Here is a 15,980-nt window from a genome sequence, read left to right as displayed (position 1 = left end):
AGAACGTTGTATCGAGGAGGATTCCATGAAATCTCGGAAGGAAGAAATCTTAGCGTTACTTCAAAAAAATGAAACTGGCTTAACGGCAGGAGCGGTAGCAGAACAGTTAATGATTGATCGCAGTAATGCCAGCCGTTATTTAAATGAATTATTCAAAGAAAAGAAAATTACTAGAAGTACTGGACGTCCTGTTATCTATTCAGTGCCAACAATCAATGAAGGAGAACAAGTCCATGTAGATGAGTCCACCTCTGTTAGTTTTGACACATTAGTAGGTGCCAATGATTCTTTAAAAGTGAGTATTCAGCAGGCCAAGGCGGCTATTTTATATCCACCAAGAGGTTTGCATACGATTATTTTTGGGAAAACAGGAACAGGGAAATCTCTTTTTGCTGAATGTATGTACCGTTTTGCAATTGATTCAAAAACCTTAGATGAAGATGCCCCTTTTGTCTCTTTTAATTGTGCTGATTATGCACAAAACCCACAATTATTATTTGGTCATATCTTTGGCGTAAAAAAAGGCGCCTATACTGGTGCGAATGAAGATAGTCCAGGCTTAATGGCAAAAGCAGATGGCGGGATTCTCTTTTTAGATGAAATTCATCGTTTACCGCCAGAAGGTCAAGAAATGCTCTTTACGTTTATTGATAAAGGCGTGTACCGTCCATTAGGAGAAAGTGGTCAAACCTATGAAGCCTCTGTTCAAATTATTGGTGCGACAACGGAATCCTCAGAAAACTTTTTAACCACTTTTAATCGGCGGATTCCGATGTCGATTACATTACCATCTTTAGATGCACGGACGCTAGATGAGCGTTATGCCATCATTTCGTTATTTATTCAGCAAGAGGCAACACGTTTGGGCCAACAAATTGATATCGAACGCGAAGCAGTTTTGGCGTTCATGTTATACGATGCAGAAGGAAATATTGGTCAGGTGAAGCGGGACTTAAAATTAGTTTGTGCTAAGTCATTTCTTTATTATCGGACGCACAATTTAGAACATTTGGTTATCCGTAAACGGGATTTGTCGTTACCTGTCCAAAAAGGATTATTAAAAATTAAAGAAGTACCTGAGCGCTTGGATCAATTTGTCGACAGTAAAAGTAATTATTTATCTTTCCAACCAGGTACCAACAAAATTGTTTGGTCGCAAGATCCAGCTAGAGACATGCAAGTTTACAATGAAATCGAAGAAAAAGTCGCTGACTTGTCTGAAGCTGACTTAGAAAATGTTGATTTAGAAGAATTGATTTCTAAAGATATGAATGCGTATTTTAAAAATTATGTCGAAGAATTAACCCAACATTCTTTACATAAGGAGTTATTACCAGAAGCTATTTGGGACTTAACGAATCGTCTTTATGATATCGCAGAAGAGCGTTTGGAACACACGTACAACGAAACAGCACGCTTTGCCTTTGCGCTTCATTTACAAAGTACGATTGAACGTGTCAAAGAAGGTCACGTGATTGTCCATCCTGATTTAAATAATGTCCGTAAAAACATGAAAAAAGAATTTCAAGTAGCCTTAGATTTATCTTCTATTATTGAAGAAGAGAACAACATAGAGATTCCTTTCGATGAAATTGGCTTTATTAGTATGTTTTTATCTATTAATGTCGGTAAAGAAGAAAGAACTCCAGAAAATAATGTTGGTGTGTTCGTCTTAATGCATGGGGATTCTACTGCCTCAAGTATGTTGAAAACCGCCCAAGAACTTTTAGGAACATCAATTGGAACAGCGATGAATATGCCGTTAACGATGGAAGTTCAAACAATGTATGAACAATTACGAAACCAAGTAATTACGCAAAAAGAATCGTTAAATAATGGGATTTTATTACTGACCGATATGGGTTCATTAAATTCGTTTGGAAATATGTTGTTTGAAGAAACAGGTATCCGAACGAAGGCGATTACAATGACGAGCACAATGATTGTCTTAGAAGCTATTCGAATGGCAAGCGTGGGACGAAGTTTAGAGGACATTTACCAAAATATTCAACTTTCTTTTGAAAGCGTTGTGAGAGAACAATTTCGCTCTAGTCTGCAAAAACGTCAAAACGTAAAAAAAGCAGTAATCGTGACGTGCTTTACAGGAGAAGGGGTCGCCGCAAAACTATACCAACGAATCTTACCCGTTATTGATGAAACAAAAGTAGAACTGATTCAAATGCAATTTATTGAACGAGAAACGTTTAAAAAGCATATCGACAACTTGATGGAAGAATATGAAATTAAGGCCATTGCGGGAACTGTGGATGTTGAATATCAAAATATTCCCTTCTTTTCCGTCTATGATATTTTTGATGATGAAAAATTAAATGTATTGAAACGGATTGCTAGTGATGAAGTGGCAATTGATACAATTGTTCATTCACTAAGTGGCGTCATTACTTCTGTGGACTCCTTACAAAAATTAATTCTCATGTTACAAAAAACAGTTCATCAAATACAAACAGACATGCATATTATTGTTGAACCAGGGGTGGATGCCGGAATCATGATTCATTTGGCTTTTCTGGTAGATGCTTTAATTAAAGGAGAAGAAACAAGAACTTTTCCAAACTTAGCGGAATATGTTAAAACACATCGTTTAGAAATCGATGTCGTACGCACGAATTTTATGTTAATTGAACGGGCGTATCGTGTGACGATTCCAGAAGCGGAAGTTGCGCATGTTACCCAAATGTTTTTAGAAAATGAAATTAAAAGTAAACAATAATAAATAAAAAAACATCAAGAAATGAGAAAACGCTCTCTTTTTTCTTGATGTTTTCTTTTTGTAAGTTACACACAATTTCATGTGTGTAAGCGTTTTCTTTTAGTGTGTGCACGCTTTTTTCGATGACAAAAGCTGTTATATCAGTATTTTAATGAGGAAAAAACTTGGCACAATTATTGCTATAAATAAAGTGTATAACGTCATAACTTTTAAGGAGATGAAGAAAAAATGGCAAAAAAAACAATTATGTTAGTTTGTTCCGCAGGAATGAGCACAAGTTTATTAGTAACAAAAATGCAAAAAGCAGCAGAAGATCGTGGCATGGAAGCAGACATCTTTGCAGTATCGGCTTCTGAAGCTGATACAAACTTGGAAAATAAAGAGGTGAATGTTTTACTTTTAGGTCCACAAGTTCGTTTCATGAAAGGGCAATTTGAACAAAAATTACAACCAAAAGGGATTCCTTTAGATGTAATTAACATGGCAGATTATGGCATGATGAATGGCGAAAAAGTTTTAGATCAAGCAATCTCATTAATGGGATAAGGAATTAAAAGGTTTAAGAAAAGTGAATAGCAAACAAGGATAGTGCATGTTACCAAAGGTTTTATTTTGTACGCTCGATTCATTCGTTTAATGAGGCTACTGCCTTTTTAATAAATATAAATGGATACAGGAGGAATAAAAATGAACGGATTAATGGCATGGATGGAAAAATATATCTTACCAACTGCCGCAAAAATTGGTGCACAGAAACATCTGGTGGCACTAAGGGATGCTTTTATTGGTACATTACCTGCGACAATGGCTGGATCAGTCGCCGTAATGATTAACGCAATTATTCGAGATCTTCCCCAAGAGTTTGTCTCAACTTATGCGGCAAGTTTGGAAGCAGACAAAGGTATTTTTGCAGTATTGAATGTCATCATTGGGATTAATGGTTTTGTTTGGAATGGTACATTGGCTATCGCTGGTTTGATTTTCGCTTTTTCTTGGGGCTATAACTTAGCGAAAGCATACAATGTGAATGAGCTAGCTGGTGGGATTGTCAGTTTAGCTACCTTAATTTCAGGTGTTGCTTTTGCACCGAATAACACAGCTGAATTAGCTGTAAAAGTGCCAGAAAAGATTGCCAACGCAATTAATGGGGCAGAAATTGGTGCGTCAATTGCTAATAATCAATTGACTGTCAATCCATGGGGTTGGTTAAATCTCAACCATCTAAATGGTAACGCTTTCTTTGCGGTGATGATTATGGGCGCTTTATCAACCATTATTTTTTGTAAATTAATGCAAGCGGATTTAACAATAAAAATGCCTGATTCTGTTCCGCCAGCAGTTTCAAAAGCGTTTGCGGCAATTTTACCAGCAACAATCGCGTTGTATGTCGTAGCGATTATTAACTTTACGGTGTCAAAACTTTCAGGCGGTCAATTATTAATTGATTTAATTCAAAAATATATCGCGGAACCGTTCCTTGGGTTATCACAAGGACTAGGAGCTGTGCTAATCGTAACAGTTTTTGTTCAAATTTTCTGGTTCTTTGGTATTCATGGGCCAAACGTTTTGGCACCAGTTCTTGAAGGAATTTGGGGACAAGCACAATTAATCAATATTGATATTTTCCAAAAAGGTTATGAAGGAAAAACAGGAACAGCTGCGGTTTTAGCCGCTATTGACGACGGTAAAGCCTACATGTGGGTCCGTGGTTCGTTTGATGCTTTTGCTTGGTTTGGTGGTTCAGGCGGTACAATCGTCCTAATTATTGCAATCTTGTTATTCTCCAAACGAGCAGATTATTTAACAGTCGGTAAATTATCATTAGGACCTGGAATCTTTAATATCAATGAACCGATTATGTTTGGTTTACCAGTTGTTCTGAATCCAATTATGTTTATTCCATTTGTAATTGCGCCATTAGTTGCTACTACAATTGGCTGGGTTGCAACGTATCTTGGGCTAGTCGCCCCAGTTTCTCAACAAGTCGCATGGGTGACACCGCCGTTGCTATTATCTTTCTTAGCGACAGGTGCCGACTGGCGCGCACCAATCGTAGCGTTGGTATGTATGGTAGTCACTTTCTTGATTTGGACACCGTTTGTTATCGCTGCTAACAAAATGGATCCTGCATTAGGCGAAAGTGAGCAATAGGCAATAAAAACAGCAATTACTTGTATAGAAAGGAGCGAGCGGCATGATTTCGATTGCAAGTGCAATGAAGCAAGAGGAAATTATTACTTTATTAGAGGCATATCAAGGGGAAAATGAAACATTTACTTTTAAAGAAAAGAATGGTATTAAGTTATTTTTTGAAGTTGAAGGAGACCCTGAAACTGCTGCACAAGTTGCAAAACAGCTGATTAAGGAACAACCTTGGGGTGGCGTTTTATACTTCCAAGCAACGGTAGTCTAAAAAGATAGGATGGATGAAAATGATTAGAAATGGATTATTTTTATGTAGTATTGGCTTCTTGATTGTTTTGTATTCGTTGAATCCCAGCTCCTTAAACTATGATTTATTAAGTCTGACAACGGGGATTTTTTTCATTGGACTTGGTGGTTACCTGTTTTTTAAAGGAAAAAAAGTTGCTGAAGAAGAGGCGACAAAGGATGAGGTGAAACGGTAATGGAAATTACGAAAACATTAACTATTTCAGCAGATGAATTTTACACGCAATTAATGAATTCTGTTATTTTTGATATCCGTAAGCAAACAGGCAAAACTCTTACAAGAAAGCAGTTGCGTAAGTTTGAATATATCAAAGAATATAGTAAAAATAGTCGCGCGAAAATAGTTATTGAAGAAGCTATAGAAAATAAGACCTATCAATTTCGAACATCCACAACTAAAAATGATTTCTCGGTGCGGTATGAGCTCCAGCCAATTGATGAAAAAAGCTGTGAACTGCGTTATACAGAAACAATGGTTTCTTATGGGGCGTTACAAAAACTGAATGACGCAGTATTAGGTATCTTTTTAAGTTATTTTAAAAAGAAACAGTTTTATAAAATGCTTAAAATGATGGAAACTGCTTAAAGGGAAAAAGCGGCTTTTGTCCAGTTGATTCTCTTCAGCTTTAGAAAGTGAGCGATGAGTCGTTTCGACTTATCACTCACTTTCTTTTGTTGCCCTATTATTTTGGAAACGCACACAAAAAAGTTGTGTGTAATCGTTTTATTTTTAGTGTGTACACGCTTTCCATGTTGGAAAACGTTGTCATATCAAGGTTTTCAATGTGTTAAAACTTGGCACGCTTCTTGCTTATATAAAGGTGTAAAGCAAAACAAAGAGAATTTAGGAGATGAAGGAAAATGGCAAAAAAAACAATTATGTTAGTTTGTTCCGCAGGAATGAGCACAAGTTTATTAGTAACAAAAATGCAAAAAGCAGCAGAAGATCGTGGCATGGAAGCAGACATCTTTGCAGTATCGGCTTCTGAAGCAGATACAAACTTGGAAAATAAAGAGGTAAATGTTTTATTATTAGGCCCACAAGTTCGTTTCATGAAAGGGCAATTTGAACAAAAATTACAACCAAAAGGGATTCCTTTAGATGTCATTAACATGGCGGACTATGGCATGATGAATGGCGAAAAAGTTTTAGATCAAGCAATTTCATTAATGGGATCATCAAACTAGAGCAGAAAATGGGGTAGAGGTAATGGACGGACAACAGAACTTAGAAGCAATCATGGGTTTAATCATGTATGGCGGAAATGCTAAAAGCGATGCAATGGAAGCGATTGCCGCAGCAAAATCGGGGGATTTTGAATTAGCAGACAAAAAAATTGCAGATGCAGAAGAATCACTTGTACATGCACATCATTCGCAAACAGGAATGTTAACAGAAGAAGCAAAAGGCAATAACATGCAAGTAACATTGTTAACAGTGCACAGTCAAGATCATTTAATGACTGCGATTGCATTTACAGATTTAGCAAAAGAAATTATCGATCTTTATCGCCGTATTGATAACGAGTAATCTCGTTGTCAATGCGTCTTATAAGAAAAACGCGCTTGAGAAAGCGTTAATTAGGAGGAATAACAATGGACGGATTTGTTCAATGGATGGAGAAACACTTTATGCCGAAAGCGTCAGTAATCGCAGCGCAACGGCACTTGGTAGCAATTCGTGACGCGTTTGTCGTAACGATGCCATTAATGATTTTAGGGGCTTTGGCGGTATTAATTAATAATATTCCAATTCCAGGATATGAGGACTTTTTAAACAAAATTTTCCCAATGATGTATAACGATGCACCAATTTGGAAAAGCTTTGGTGGTAACATTTGGAACGGTACATTCGCAATCTTTGCCGTTTTAGTAGCCTTTTTAGTAGCACACAATTTAGTTAAATCTTATGGAAAAGACGGCATTGCAGCCGGTACAGTTTCTGTAGCTTCATTCTTCGCAGTTGGCGGCTTAGAAGGCATGGGCGCAACTGGATTATTTATTGCTTTGATTATTGCACTTATTTCAGGAGAACTATTCCAACGTTTATCTGGCAATCCTAAATTAGTTATCAAAATGCCTGATGGTGTACCACCAGCAGTAGCAAAATCATTTGCAGCATTATTACCAGCAATGATTACAATCAGTTTATTTAGTTTAATTACATCAATTCTATTTGCTTTAGGAATTGACAATATCGTTATTTCATTCTATGAAGCAGTTCAACAACCATTTATGGGACTTGCAAACAGCTACCCATCAGCATTATTGTTAGCTTTCATTACACCATTCTTATGGTTCTTTGGTTTACATGGTGCCAACATGGTTGACCCATTAATGCAAACAATCAACGTACCAGCGATTGATGCGAACATTAAAGCTTTAGAAGCAGGTAAAGCAATTCCTTATATTGTAAACAAACCTTTCTTTGATTCATTTGTAAACTTAGGTGGAACAGGAGCAACATTAGGTCTGTTAATTGCTATCTTTATCGTAGGTCGTCGTAACAAACCATACAAAGTCATTACAAACTTAAGTTTAGCACCAGGACTATTTAATATTAATGAACCAGTCATGTTCGGTTTACCAATTGTTTTAAACCCAATTATGTTTATCCCATTCATTTTAGTCCCAATGGTTCTTGTAACTGTTGCGTATGTGGCGACAGCAACTGGTTTAGTACCAGCTGCAACCTTTATGCCACCTTGGGTAACACCACCAATTATTGGCGGATTTTTAGCAACGAAGAGTATCGCCGGCGGAGTTTTAGCAGCTGTTAACTTATTGATTTCTATTTTGATCTACATGCCTTTCGTAAAAGTAGCAACAGATCAATACTTGAAACAAGAAGCAGCCGCAGAAGCAGCTGAGTAAAAAATCGAAGGATTGAATCGTCCGGACTCTTACGGAGGGTTCAATCCTTTTTTTAATGATTAAATCGTAAAGGAGCAAACAACATGAAATATCAATTTCCAGAAAATTTTTGGTGGGGTTCTGCAGCCAGCGGTCCTCAAACAGAAGGCGTTTTTGAAGGTGATGGTAAAGGTCAAAATATTTGGGATTTTTGGTATCAAGAAGCGCCAGAAAAATTTTTTCAACAAGTCGGTCCAGATAAGACCTCACAATTTTATAAAAAATACCAAGAAGATATTCAGTTAATGAAAGAAACGGGACATAACTCTTTTCGAACATCCATTCAATGGAGCCGTTTAATTCCAGATCCTACAACAGGGAAAGTCAATCAAACAGCAGTTGATTTTTATAATCAAGTGATTGATGATTTATTAGAACACGGGATTGAGCCCTTTATGAACTTGTATCATTTTGATATGCCGATGGTACTTCAAGAAAAAGGCGGTTGGGAAAGCCGTGAAGTGGTTGATTTGTATGTTGACTTTGCCAAAACCTGTTTTGAATTGTTTGGCGATCGCGTGAAAAAATGGTTTACGCACAATGAACCAATTGTACCAGTTGAAGGTGGTTATCTCTATGGCTGGCATTATCCTGATAAAGTGAATCTAAAAGAAGGGATTCAAGTACTCTATCATGAAGCTTTAGCTAGTGCCAAAGCGATTGCCGTCTATCACTCTATGAACTTATCAGGTGAAATTGGCATTATTTTAAACTTAACGCCGACTTATCCTCGTGATGAGCACAACGAAGCCGATGTAAATGCGGCTAAATTTGTCGATGGTTTCTTTAACCGTTCGTTTTTAGACCCGGCTGTTAAAGGTCATTTTCCAGAAGATATGGTTGCTTGGGCGAAAGCAAATGACTTATTGCCAGAAACAACGCCAGAAGATTTAGCAATAATTGCTGAAAATACTGTGGACTTATTAGGAGTAAACTACTATCAACCACGTCGTGCCAAAGCAAAAGAAACACCTGTTGAAACACGACCAGAAGGCTTACTTCCAGAAGATTTTTATGATGTTTACGATATGCCTGGCAAAAAAATGAATCCTTACCGTGGCTGGGAAATCTACGAAAAAGGTATTTATGATACATTAATGAATTTAAAAGAAAATTATGGCAACATTCGCTGCTACATTTCAGAAAATGGCATGGGCGTAGAAGGAGAAGAACGCTTTGTCAATGAACAAGGAGTCATTGAAGATGATTATCGGATTGAATTCGTGCAGGATCACTTGAAATGGGTGCATCAAGCGATTCAAGAAGGTAGTAATGTTCAAGGATATCATATGTGGACGTGTATGGATAACTGGTCTTGGCTCAATGCCTATAAAAATCGTTATGGCTTCATCGCTGTGGATTTAGATGATGATGCGAAACGGACCATTAAGAAAAGCGGTCGTTGGTTCAAAGAAATGACAGCAAATAACGGCTTTTAGAAAGAGAACCGTTTCTGTGATAAAATGAATTGATACAATGTGCGAGGAGGAAAGAAAATGACAACTAAAAGAGTCAAAAAAATGGGCAAAGAAGAAATGAAAGAGATGTTTGATCTTGTCATCTATGCTTTTAATCAGGAACCCACGGCGGAACGCCAAGAACGTTTTGAAAAATTGTTGTCACATACGCAAAGCTATGGCTTCCTAATTGATGAGCAATTAACAAGTCAAGTGATGGCGACACCTTTTCAAGTGAATTTCCATGGTGTCCGCTATCCCATGGCTGGAATTGGCTATGTGGCTTCTTATCCAGAATATCGTGGTGAAGGCGGCATCTCTGCTATTATGAAAGAAATGTTGGCTGATTTAGCGAAACAAAAGGTTGCCCTTTCTTACTTAGCACCGTTTTCATATCCATTTTATCGTCAATATGGCTATGAACAAACATTTGAACAAGCAGAGTATACAATTAAAACGGAAGATTGGCCACGTGTTAAACGAGTTCCGGGTACCATTAAACGAGTTTCTTGGGCTGACGGTAAAGAGGTCATTAAAGACGTATACCTTGAAAATCAAAGAGCGCACTCTGGTGGTGTGATCCGTGAAACTTGGTGGCTGGATTATACGCTGAATCGTGCCAGTAAACCAAATAATCAAGCGATATATTATTCGTCAGAAGGGAAAGCAGAAGGCTATGTGATTTATCGGATAGCTGCTGGCACCTTTGAAATCGTAGAATGGAACTATTTAACTAATACAGCTTTTAAAGCTTTAGCTGGGTTTATTGGCTCACATAGTGGTTCCGTTCAATCGTTCCATTGGATTAATGGTTTTGCTGGAAAAGATTTAAATGATTTAATGCCAACGCCAGCAGCTTCTGTAAAAATTTTACCTTACATGATGGCACGAATCGTTGAGTTACAAACATTTCTGGAAAAGTATCCATTTCAATCAGGAGAAAAAGAAACGTATTCTTTAGAGATTGAAGATTCCTATGGGCCATGGAATGAAGGCATTTGGACAATCACAATTGACGAACAAGGAAAAGCAACAGTGACTAAAGGTGCTGCGGAAAAAGAAGGGACTGCTGCTTTGAAAGCAGATATCCAAACGTGGACGCAACTATTCTTGGGCTATCGTTCAGCAGAAACGTTATCTTTTTATGAACGCTTGCAAGGAGACGCAACGACAGTTCGACGTTTAGGCCAACGTTTAGTCAAAGGCATGCCAATTTTAGAAGATTATTTTTAAAAGTGTGTTTATTCGCAAAAAATGACAGAACCTACTATAATAAAAATGTAAAAAGAATTATTTTAGAAAGGTGATGGGGACAATGGCGAAAACGAAACAAGAAAAAGTTGCACGCAATAATAAAATTGGGCAATATATAGCTATTGCGACAGGACTTTATTATTTAGGAAAAATGATTCTTGATCGGCGGCAAAAAAAATAATAGATAAACGAACGACGTGTTTCACTGAAAGAAAGTATCTCGCATAATTATTTATGCAGGATACTTTCTTTTTGTCTATTGACAGATGTAGTGAAGACTTCTAAAATTAAAACAGATTGTTCTCGTAGCTCAGTAGGATAGAGCAACCGCCTCCTAAGCGGTAGGTCGCTGGTTCAATTCCAGTCGGGAACGTAAAAAGGCAAGTAAATTTAGGGGGGAAGACAGATGGCGATTACTATAAATATTTATTATAGTGGGACAAATGGAGGTGCAAGAGAATTTGCCAAAGAAATGATTGCCAGCGGAATTGTAGAGGCGATTCGTGCAGAAAAAGGGAATAGTCGCTATGAATACTTTTTTCCAATGGACGATGAAGAAACAGTTCTGCTGATTGATAGTTGGACAGATCAGGAAGCATTAGACAAACACCACGCTTCTCCAATGATGACCCGTATTACGGAACTTAGAGAAAAATATGATTTGCATATGAAAGTAGAAAGATATGTATCAGATGTAACAGACCCCTTGACAAAAGATGCCGCGTTTATAAGAAAATAACCAGAGTACAATCATTGATCTTAAAATTTAGTGCTAGGAACATCAAGCGTTTCGACTGATGTTCCTAGCACTTTTTATCTTGTAAGGATGAATCATTTGTTACACACGTTAAATTAAAGAAGGACCATTTGTTCTTCAGTCACAGCCGGTTCGGTTAAAATTTTGGCTTGGGCAGCTGCGAGTTTCGCAATAGGTACCCGATAAGGTGAGCAAGAGATGTAGTTTAGGCCAAGTGTTTGGAAAAACGTGATGGATTGCGGATCACCACCGACTTCTCCACATACGCCAATACTCATGTTTGGTTTAGTGCGACGCGCTTTCTCTACAGCTAATTGAATCAATTGACCAACACCTGTTTGATCTAATGATTGAAACGGATCTTGGGTAATGATTTTCTTTTCCCGATACGTATTAATGAATTTACCGATATCATCACGAGAAAAACCATAGGTCATTTGTGTTAAATCATTTGTTCCAAAGCTGAAAAAGTCTGCTTCTTCTGCTAACTGATCCGCAATCAGACAAGCTCTAGGTAGTTCAATCATTGTCCCGATTTCGTAAGGGAAAGGAGTCATTTTATGTTCTTCAAAGAGACCGTCAATCGTTTCTTTTAAAATGCGTTTGAGATAGAGAAGTTCTTCTTTTTCGGCGATTAGAGGAATCATCACTTCTGGATAAACAGTAATTCCTTCTTTGACTAATCGAATGGCACTAGTAAATAAGGCTGTAACTTGCATTTTGTATATTTGTGGTTGGGTCACACCTAAGCGACAACCACGATGGCCCAACATTGGATTGGTTTCTTGTAACCGTTCAATTTGTTTGGCGATGGTCACCGGGAACCGTTGTAGTTGCTTCGCCAATAATTGAATATCATTCTTTTCATGAGGTAAAAACTCATGCATCGGCGGATCTAACAAGCGGACCACCATGGGCTTGTCTTGAACTACTTTCAGCATTTGATAAAAGTCTTCCTGTTGAAAATGAAGAAGTTGCTCCAACGCATAGGTTGCTTCCTTTTCAGACTCTGCTAAAATCAAGCGACGCATTTCCAAGACACGCTCTTCACCGAAAAACATATGCTCTGTTCGCGCTAAACCAATCCCCGCTGCGCCAAAACGGATGGCAGTCTCTAAATCTTGTGTAGTTTCTGCATTGGCACGAACAGTTAAATCAGCATACGCATCTGCCCAATACAAGAGCTCTTGAAGGTCATCGTTATTATCAGCAGAAATTGTAGGAATTTCGCCAAGATAAATTTCCCCCGTTGAGCCATCGACGGAAATGATTGTTCCTTCTAAGATGACTTGTGGCCCACAGTGTAGTTGTTTGGTTTCTTCATTGACGGTTAAACTTTCACAACCAGTCACACAGCAAGTTCCCATTCCTCGTGCAACCACAGCGGCATGAGAAGTCATTCCGCCACGACTGGTCACAATTGCTTCGCTTACAACCATGCCTTCAATATCTTCTGGTGAAGTTTCTTGACGAACAAGAATGACTTTCTTTCCTAGATTGGTCAGTTCTTTGGCTTTTTCTGCTGTAAAAACAATTTGGCCACTTGCTGCACCAGGACTAGCAGGAAGACCCATAGCTAAGCGTTCCATGTGTTGTCGTTTCTCTTGATCAAACACGGGATGAATTAATTGATCAATCGTATCAGGTGTCACACGCAACAGTGCTTCTTGTTTAGTAATGCGATTTTCTTTGGCTAAATCTAAAGCAATTTTAACCGTAGCTGCGGCGGTTCGTTTCCCGTTTCTTGTTTGTAAAATATATAATTTTTCATTTTCAATGGTAAATTCAATATCTTGCATGTCACGATAATGATATTCTAAAAGTTCTGCGTAATGGCGAAAATCTTGATAAACTTTTGGCATAGTCAAACGTAAACGACGAATGGGTTCTGGCGTCCGAATACCAGCCACTACATCTTCTCCTTGCGCGTTCAAAAGAAACTCTCCAAACAGTTGATTTTCCCCTGTGACCGGATTTCTAGTGAAAACAACGCCAGTGCCACTGTCTAGTCCACGATTGCCGAAAACCATTTCTTGAATGTTGACAGCTGTACCTAAATCATGTGCAATATGATGTAAGTTTCGATAAACCACCGCACGTTGATTATTCCATGAATCAAAAACAGCTTTGATTGCTTCAAAAAGTTGTGCGACAGGGTCTTGCGGGAAGACCACCTGATGTTGTTCAAAAACTTCTTGGTAGCGGACAATCAAGGCGAAATGATCTGCTTCTTGAAAAGCGGTAATTTTTTTGTTTAGCTCTTGTTCCAAGCGCTCTTTTTGTTGGTCAAATAATTCTTTGGGAATGTGATAGACGACGTCTCCAAACATTTGAATAAGTCGGCGATAACAGTCAAAAGCAAAACCAGGAGAGGTTAAGGTCGCAAATTTTTTCACACGTTGATCATTTAAACCTAAATTTAAAATAGTATCCATCATACCAGGCATCGAGAAGGCAGCACCGCTGCGAACGGAAACTAAGAGAATCTCATTGTCTGCGGTAAAAGATTTGCCTGTTTCAGTTTCTAGGTTTTTAACCGCTTTCAAAATTTCGGATTGTAAGTGTTCTTCAAAGAAAGTAGCATCTGCCAAATAGTCCATACAGCAACGGGTTGTAATCGTGAATCCTTGCGGAATCGGCAAACCTAAACGTGTCATTTCTGCCAAGTTCGCCCCTTTACCACCAAGAGTCTCTTTACCTTCATTGTGTGTTTCGTTAAAAGAATAAATAAACTTTTTCATGCGTGACCTCCGTTTAATATGTGTCTTATATGTTCAATAAACATCATAATAGACGGAAATAAGTTTGTCAATAGAAAAAGTTTCTTGTCAATATGTTGAAAAAACAATAAATATGTGTATAATTGTAAGCGAATGCACAATTTGTTTAAGAGGAATTGAGGAGGAAATGATGAAATTAAGTAAACGACAAGAGCAAATTATCGCTGTTGTAAAAGAGCATCAGCCAGTTAGTGGTGAACGCATTTCGGACATACTAGCCGTTTCACGTGCGACATTGCGGTCTGATTTGTCTTTTTTAACACTTTCAGGAATTTTAAAAGCAAGTCCGAAAGTTGGTTATACTTACGAAAGTGATAATATGGAGGCTTTTTTCTTTTTTGATGTTTTTCAAACAAAAGTTCAGGAGATCATGAGTCCACCATTGATGGTTGCCCAAGACACCTCAATTCGAGATGCGATTACCAACTTGTTTATGTATGATGTCGGTTCTCTTTATGTCATGGATGAAGCAAAAGAATTATTAGGGGTTTTGTCACGAAAAGATTTATTACGGGCCTCTTTAAATACAAATATTGATGGCACACCTGTTGCTGTTTGTATGACAAGAGTGCCACATGTGAAAACCTGCACACCAGAATTTACTATTCTTGAAGCTGCTGACACTTTGCAAAAATACGAAGTGGATTCTTTGCCAGTCGTTGAAAAAGAAAATCCTAAAAAAGTTATTGGAAAAATTACGAAAACGAAAATTTTAACCTATATTACGCAACAAGCGAAAGAAGCCGCACAAAACAGATAAGGGAGCTTAATTATGAAAAAAGAAATCATTGTTTATACTATTTCCGATTCACTTGGAGAAACATCACAAAAATTGTTAGCTGCAGCAAGCGCACAATATCCAGATATTTCTTTTCTTAATCGATACAATTTTTCTTTTGTCACAACAGAAGAAGAATTATTGGAGATTTTAAAAGATGCCTTAAAAGATAAAGCCTTAGTTGTCAGTACATTAGTCAGTAAACAACTAATCACAGCGGCGAAAGAATTTAGTGAACGAACAGGGTTGTTATATTTAGATTTAATGGCGCCATTTTTTGAATTAATTCAAGCGAAAGCCGGAGTAGATCCTATTGAAGAGCCTGGACGACGCCACCAACTAGATCGTGCCTATTTTGATAAAATCTCAGCGATTGAATTTGCTGTAAAATATGATGATGGCAAAAATCCTCAAGGGTTTCTTGATTCTGATATATTGTTGTTAGGCGTTTCGCGGACCTCAAAGACGCCAGTCAGTATGTATTTAGCAAATCAAGGCTACCGCGTTTCTAACTTACCATTAATTCCAGAAGTTCCATTGCCGCCAATTTTGGAAGAAATGGATCCACAAAAAATGATTGGTTTAGTTTGTTCGCCAGAAATATTAGGACAGATTCGTAGCAGTCGGTTGGCTTCCTTAGGTTTAGGTAATGAGACCAGTTATACCAATGTTGAACGGATTGAACAAGAATTAGCCTATGCCGAAGAAATTTTTGCGAAGTATGGTATCCCAGTGATTGATGTAACCGCAAAATCTGTCGAAGAAACAGCCTTTTTAATTAAAGAAAAACTAGATGAAAGAAATTAAAAAGCTTGGCAACCTCACTAAATTTCAGTGAAGTTGCCAAGCTTTTTATACT

At 37.8% G+C, this 15,980-nt stretch carries 15 protein-coding genes and 1 tRNA gene; 15 read left to right on the top strand and 1 reads right to left on the bottom strand.

Going from position 1 to position 15,980, the window contains the following annotated elements:
• Nucleotides 1-25 precede the first annotated feature (25 nt).
• From IGK86_RS10405 to IGK86_RS10345, 13 genes are all read left to right on the top strand, one after another.
• Entirely contained in the window at nt 26-2,731 is a 2,706-nt protein-coding gene (locus IGK86_RS10405) for a sigma 54-interacting transcriptional regulator (protein WP_016617631.1), read from the top strand.
• A gap of 228 nt (nt 2,732-2,959) precedes the next feature.
• The gene (locus tag IGK86_RS10400) at nt 2,960-3,277 is read left to right on the top strand and encodes a PTS sugar transporter subunit IIB (RefSeq protein WP_002355913.1); all 318 of its coding nucleotides are present in this window, start codon (nt 2,960-2,962) and stop codon (nt 3,275-3,277) included.
• Nucleotides 3,278-3,418: 141 nt separating this feature from the next.
• Nucleotides 3,419-4,882 (top strand): PTS sugar transporter subunit IIC, encoded by a 1,464-nt coding sequence (locus IGK86_RS10395; protein WP_196018599.1) that lies wholly within the window; start codon nt 3,419-3,421, stop codon nt 4,880-4,882.
• A 43-nt stretch (nt 4,883-4,925) separates the two neighbouring features.
• Nucleotides 4,926-5,144: a hypothetical protein gene (locus tag IGK86_RS10390; protein ID WP_002355915.1), complete on the top strand. Its 219-nt coding sequence runs from the start codon at nt 4,926-4,928 to the stop codon at nt 5,142-5,144.
• A 13-nt stretch (nt 5,145-5,157) separates the two neighbouring features.
• The gene (locus tag IGK86_RS10385; RefSeq protein WP_002355916.1) at nt 5,158-5,358 is read left to right on the top strand and encodes a DUF3188 domain-containing protein; all 201 of its coding nucleotides are present in this window, start codon (nt 5,158-5,160) and stop codon (nt 5,356-5,358) included.
• Nucleotides 5,358-5,768: a DUF3284 domain-containing protein gene (locus tag IGK86_RS10380; RefSeq protein WP_002378140.1), complete on the top strand. Its 411-nt coding sequence runs from the start codon at nt 5,358-5,360 to the stop codon at nt 5,766-5,768. The genes IGK86_RS10385 and IGK86_RS10380 overlap by 1 nt, the downstream gene beginning before the upstream one ends.
• Nucleotides 5,769-6,043: 275 nt before the next feature.
• The gene (locus tag IGK86_RS10375) at nt 6,044-6,370 is read left to right on the top strand and encodes a PTS sugar transporter subunit IIB (RefSeq protein WP_002355918.1); all 327 of its coding nucleotides are present in this window, start codon (nt 6,044-6,046) and stop codon (nt 6,368-6,370) included.
• Between the two features lie 22 nt (nt 6,371-6,392).
• Nucleotides 6,393-6,713, top strand: a complete 321-nt coding sequence (locus IGK86_RS10370) for a PTS lactose/cellobiose transporter subunit IIA (RefSeq protein WP_002355919.1) — start codon at nt 6,393-6,395, stop codon at nt 6,711-6,713.
• A 65-nt stretch (nt 6,714-6,778) separates the two neighbouring features.
• Entirely contained in the window at nt 6,779-8,056 is a 1,278-nt protein-coding gene (locus IGK86_RS10365; RefSeq protein ID WP_002355920.1) for a PTS sugar transporter subunit IIC, read from the top strand.
• Nucleotides 8,057-8,139: 83 nt separating this feature from the next.
• Nucleotides 8,140-9,534 (top strand): glycoside hydrolase family 1 protein, encoded by a 1,395-nt coding sequence (locus IGK86_RS10360; RefSeq protein WP_002355921.1) that lies wholly within the window; start codon nt 8,140-8,142, stop codon nt 9,532-9,534.
• A 57-nt stretch (nt 9,535-9,591) separates the two neighbouring features.
• Nucleotides 9,592-10,785, top strand: a complete 1,194-nt coding sequence (locus tag IGK86_RS10355; RefSeq protein ID WP_033627815.1) for a GNAT family N-acetyltransferase — start codon at nt 9,592-9,594, stop codon at nt 10,783-10,785.
• A 320-nt stretch (nt 10,786-11,105) separates the two neighbouring features.
• Nucleotides 11,106-11,179, top strand: a tRNA-Arg gene (locus IGK86_RS10350).
• A gap of 33 nt (nt 11,180-11,212) precedes the next feature.
• On the top strand, nt 11,213-11,545 hold the full coding sequence (locus IGK86_RS10345) for a putative quinol monooxygenase (protein ID WP_002355924.1): 333 nt from the start codon (nt 11,213-11,215) through the stop codon (nt 11,543-11,545).
• A gap of 113 nt (nt 11,546-11,658) precedes the next feature.
• Here the strand turns inward: IGK86_RS10345 and ppdK are convergent, their stop codons facing one another.
• Nucleotides 11,659-14,304 carry a pyruvate, phosphate dikinase gene (gene ppdK, locus IGK86_RS10340; protein ID WP_016617634.1) on the bottom strand — a complete coding sequence of 882 codons (2,646 nt, stop codon included), beginning with the start codon at nt 14,302-14,304 and terminating at the stop codon, nt 11,659-11,661.
• A 169-nt stretch (nt 14,305-14,473) separates the two neighbouring features.
• On the opposite strand from ppdK, the gene IGK86_RS10335 reads away from it, so the two are divergent.
• Both IGK86_RS10335 and IGK86_RS10330 read left to right on the top strand, forming a co-directional pair.
• Nucleotides 14,474-15,103 (top strand): helix-turn-helix transcriptional regulator, encoded by a 630-nt coding sequence (locus IGK86_RS10335; RefSeq protein WP_002355926.1) that lies wholly within the window; start codon nt 14,474-14,476, stop codon nt 15,101-15,103.
• A gap of 12 nt (nt 15,104-15,115) precedes the next feature.
• Nucleotides 15,116-15,928, top strand: a complete 813-nt coding sequence (locus IGK86_RS10330) for a pyruvate, water dikinase regulatory protein (protein ID WP_002366402.1) — start codon at nt 15,116-15,118, stop codon at nt 15,926-15,928.
• Nucleotides 15,929-15,980 lie beyond the last annotated feature (52 nt).

Origin of the sequence: Enterococcus sp. DIV1206 (assembly GCF_051712485.1) — a bacterium.
In the GTDB taxonomy this organism is placed as follows: Bacteria; Bacillota; Bacilli; order Lactobacillales; family Enterococcaceae; genus Enterococcus; species Enterococcus faecalis.
This window is presented reverse-complemented; position numbering and strand designations above follow the sequence as displayed.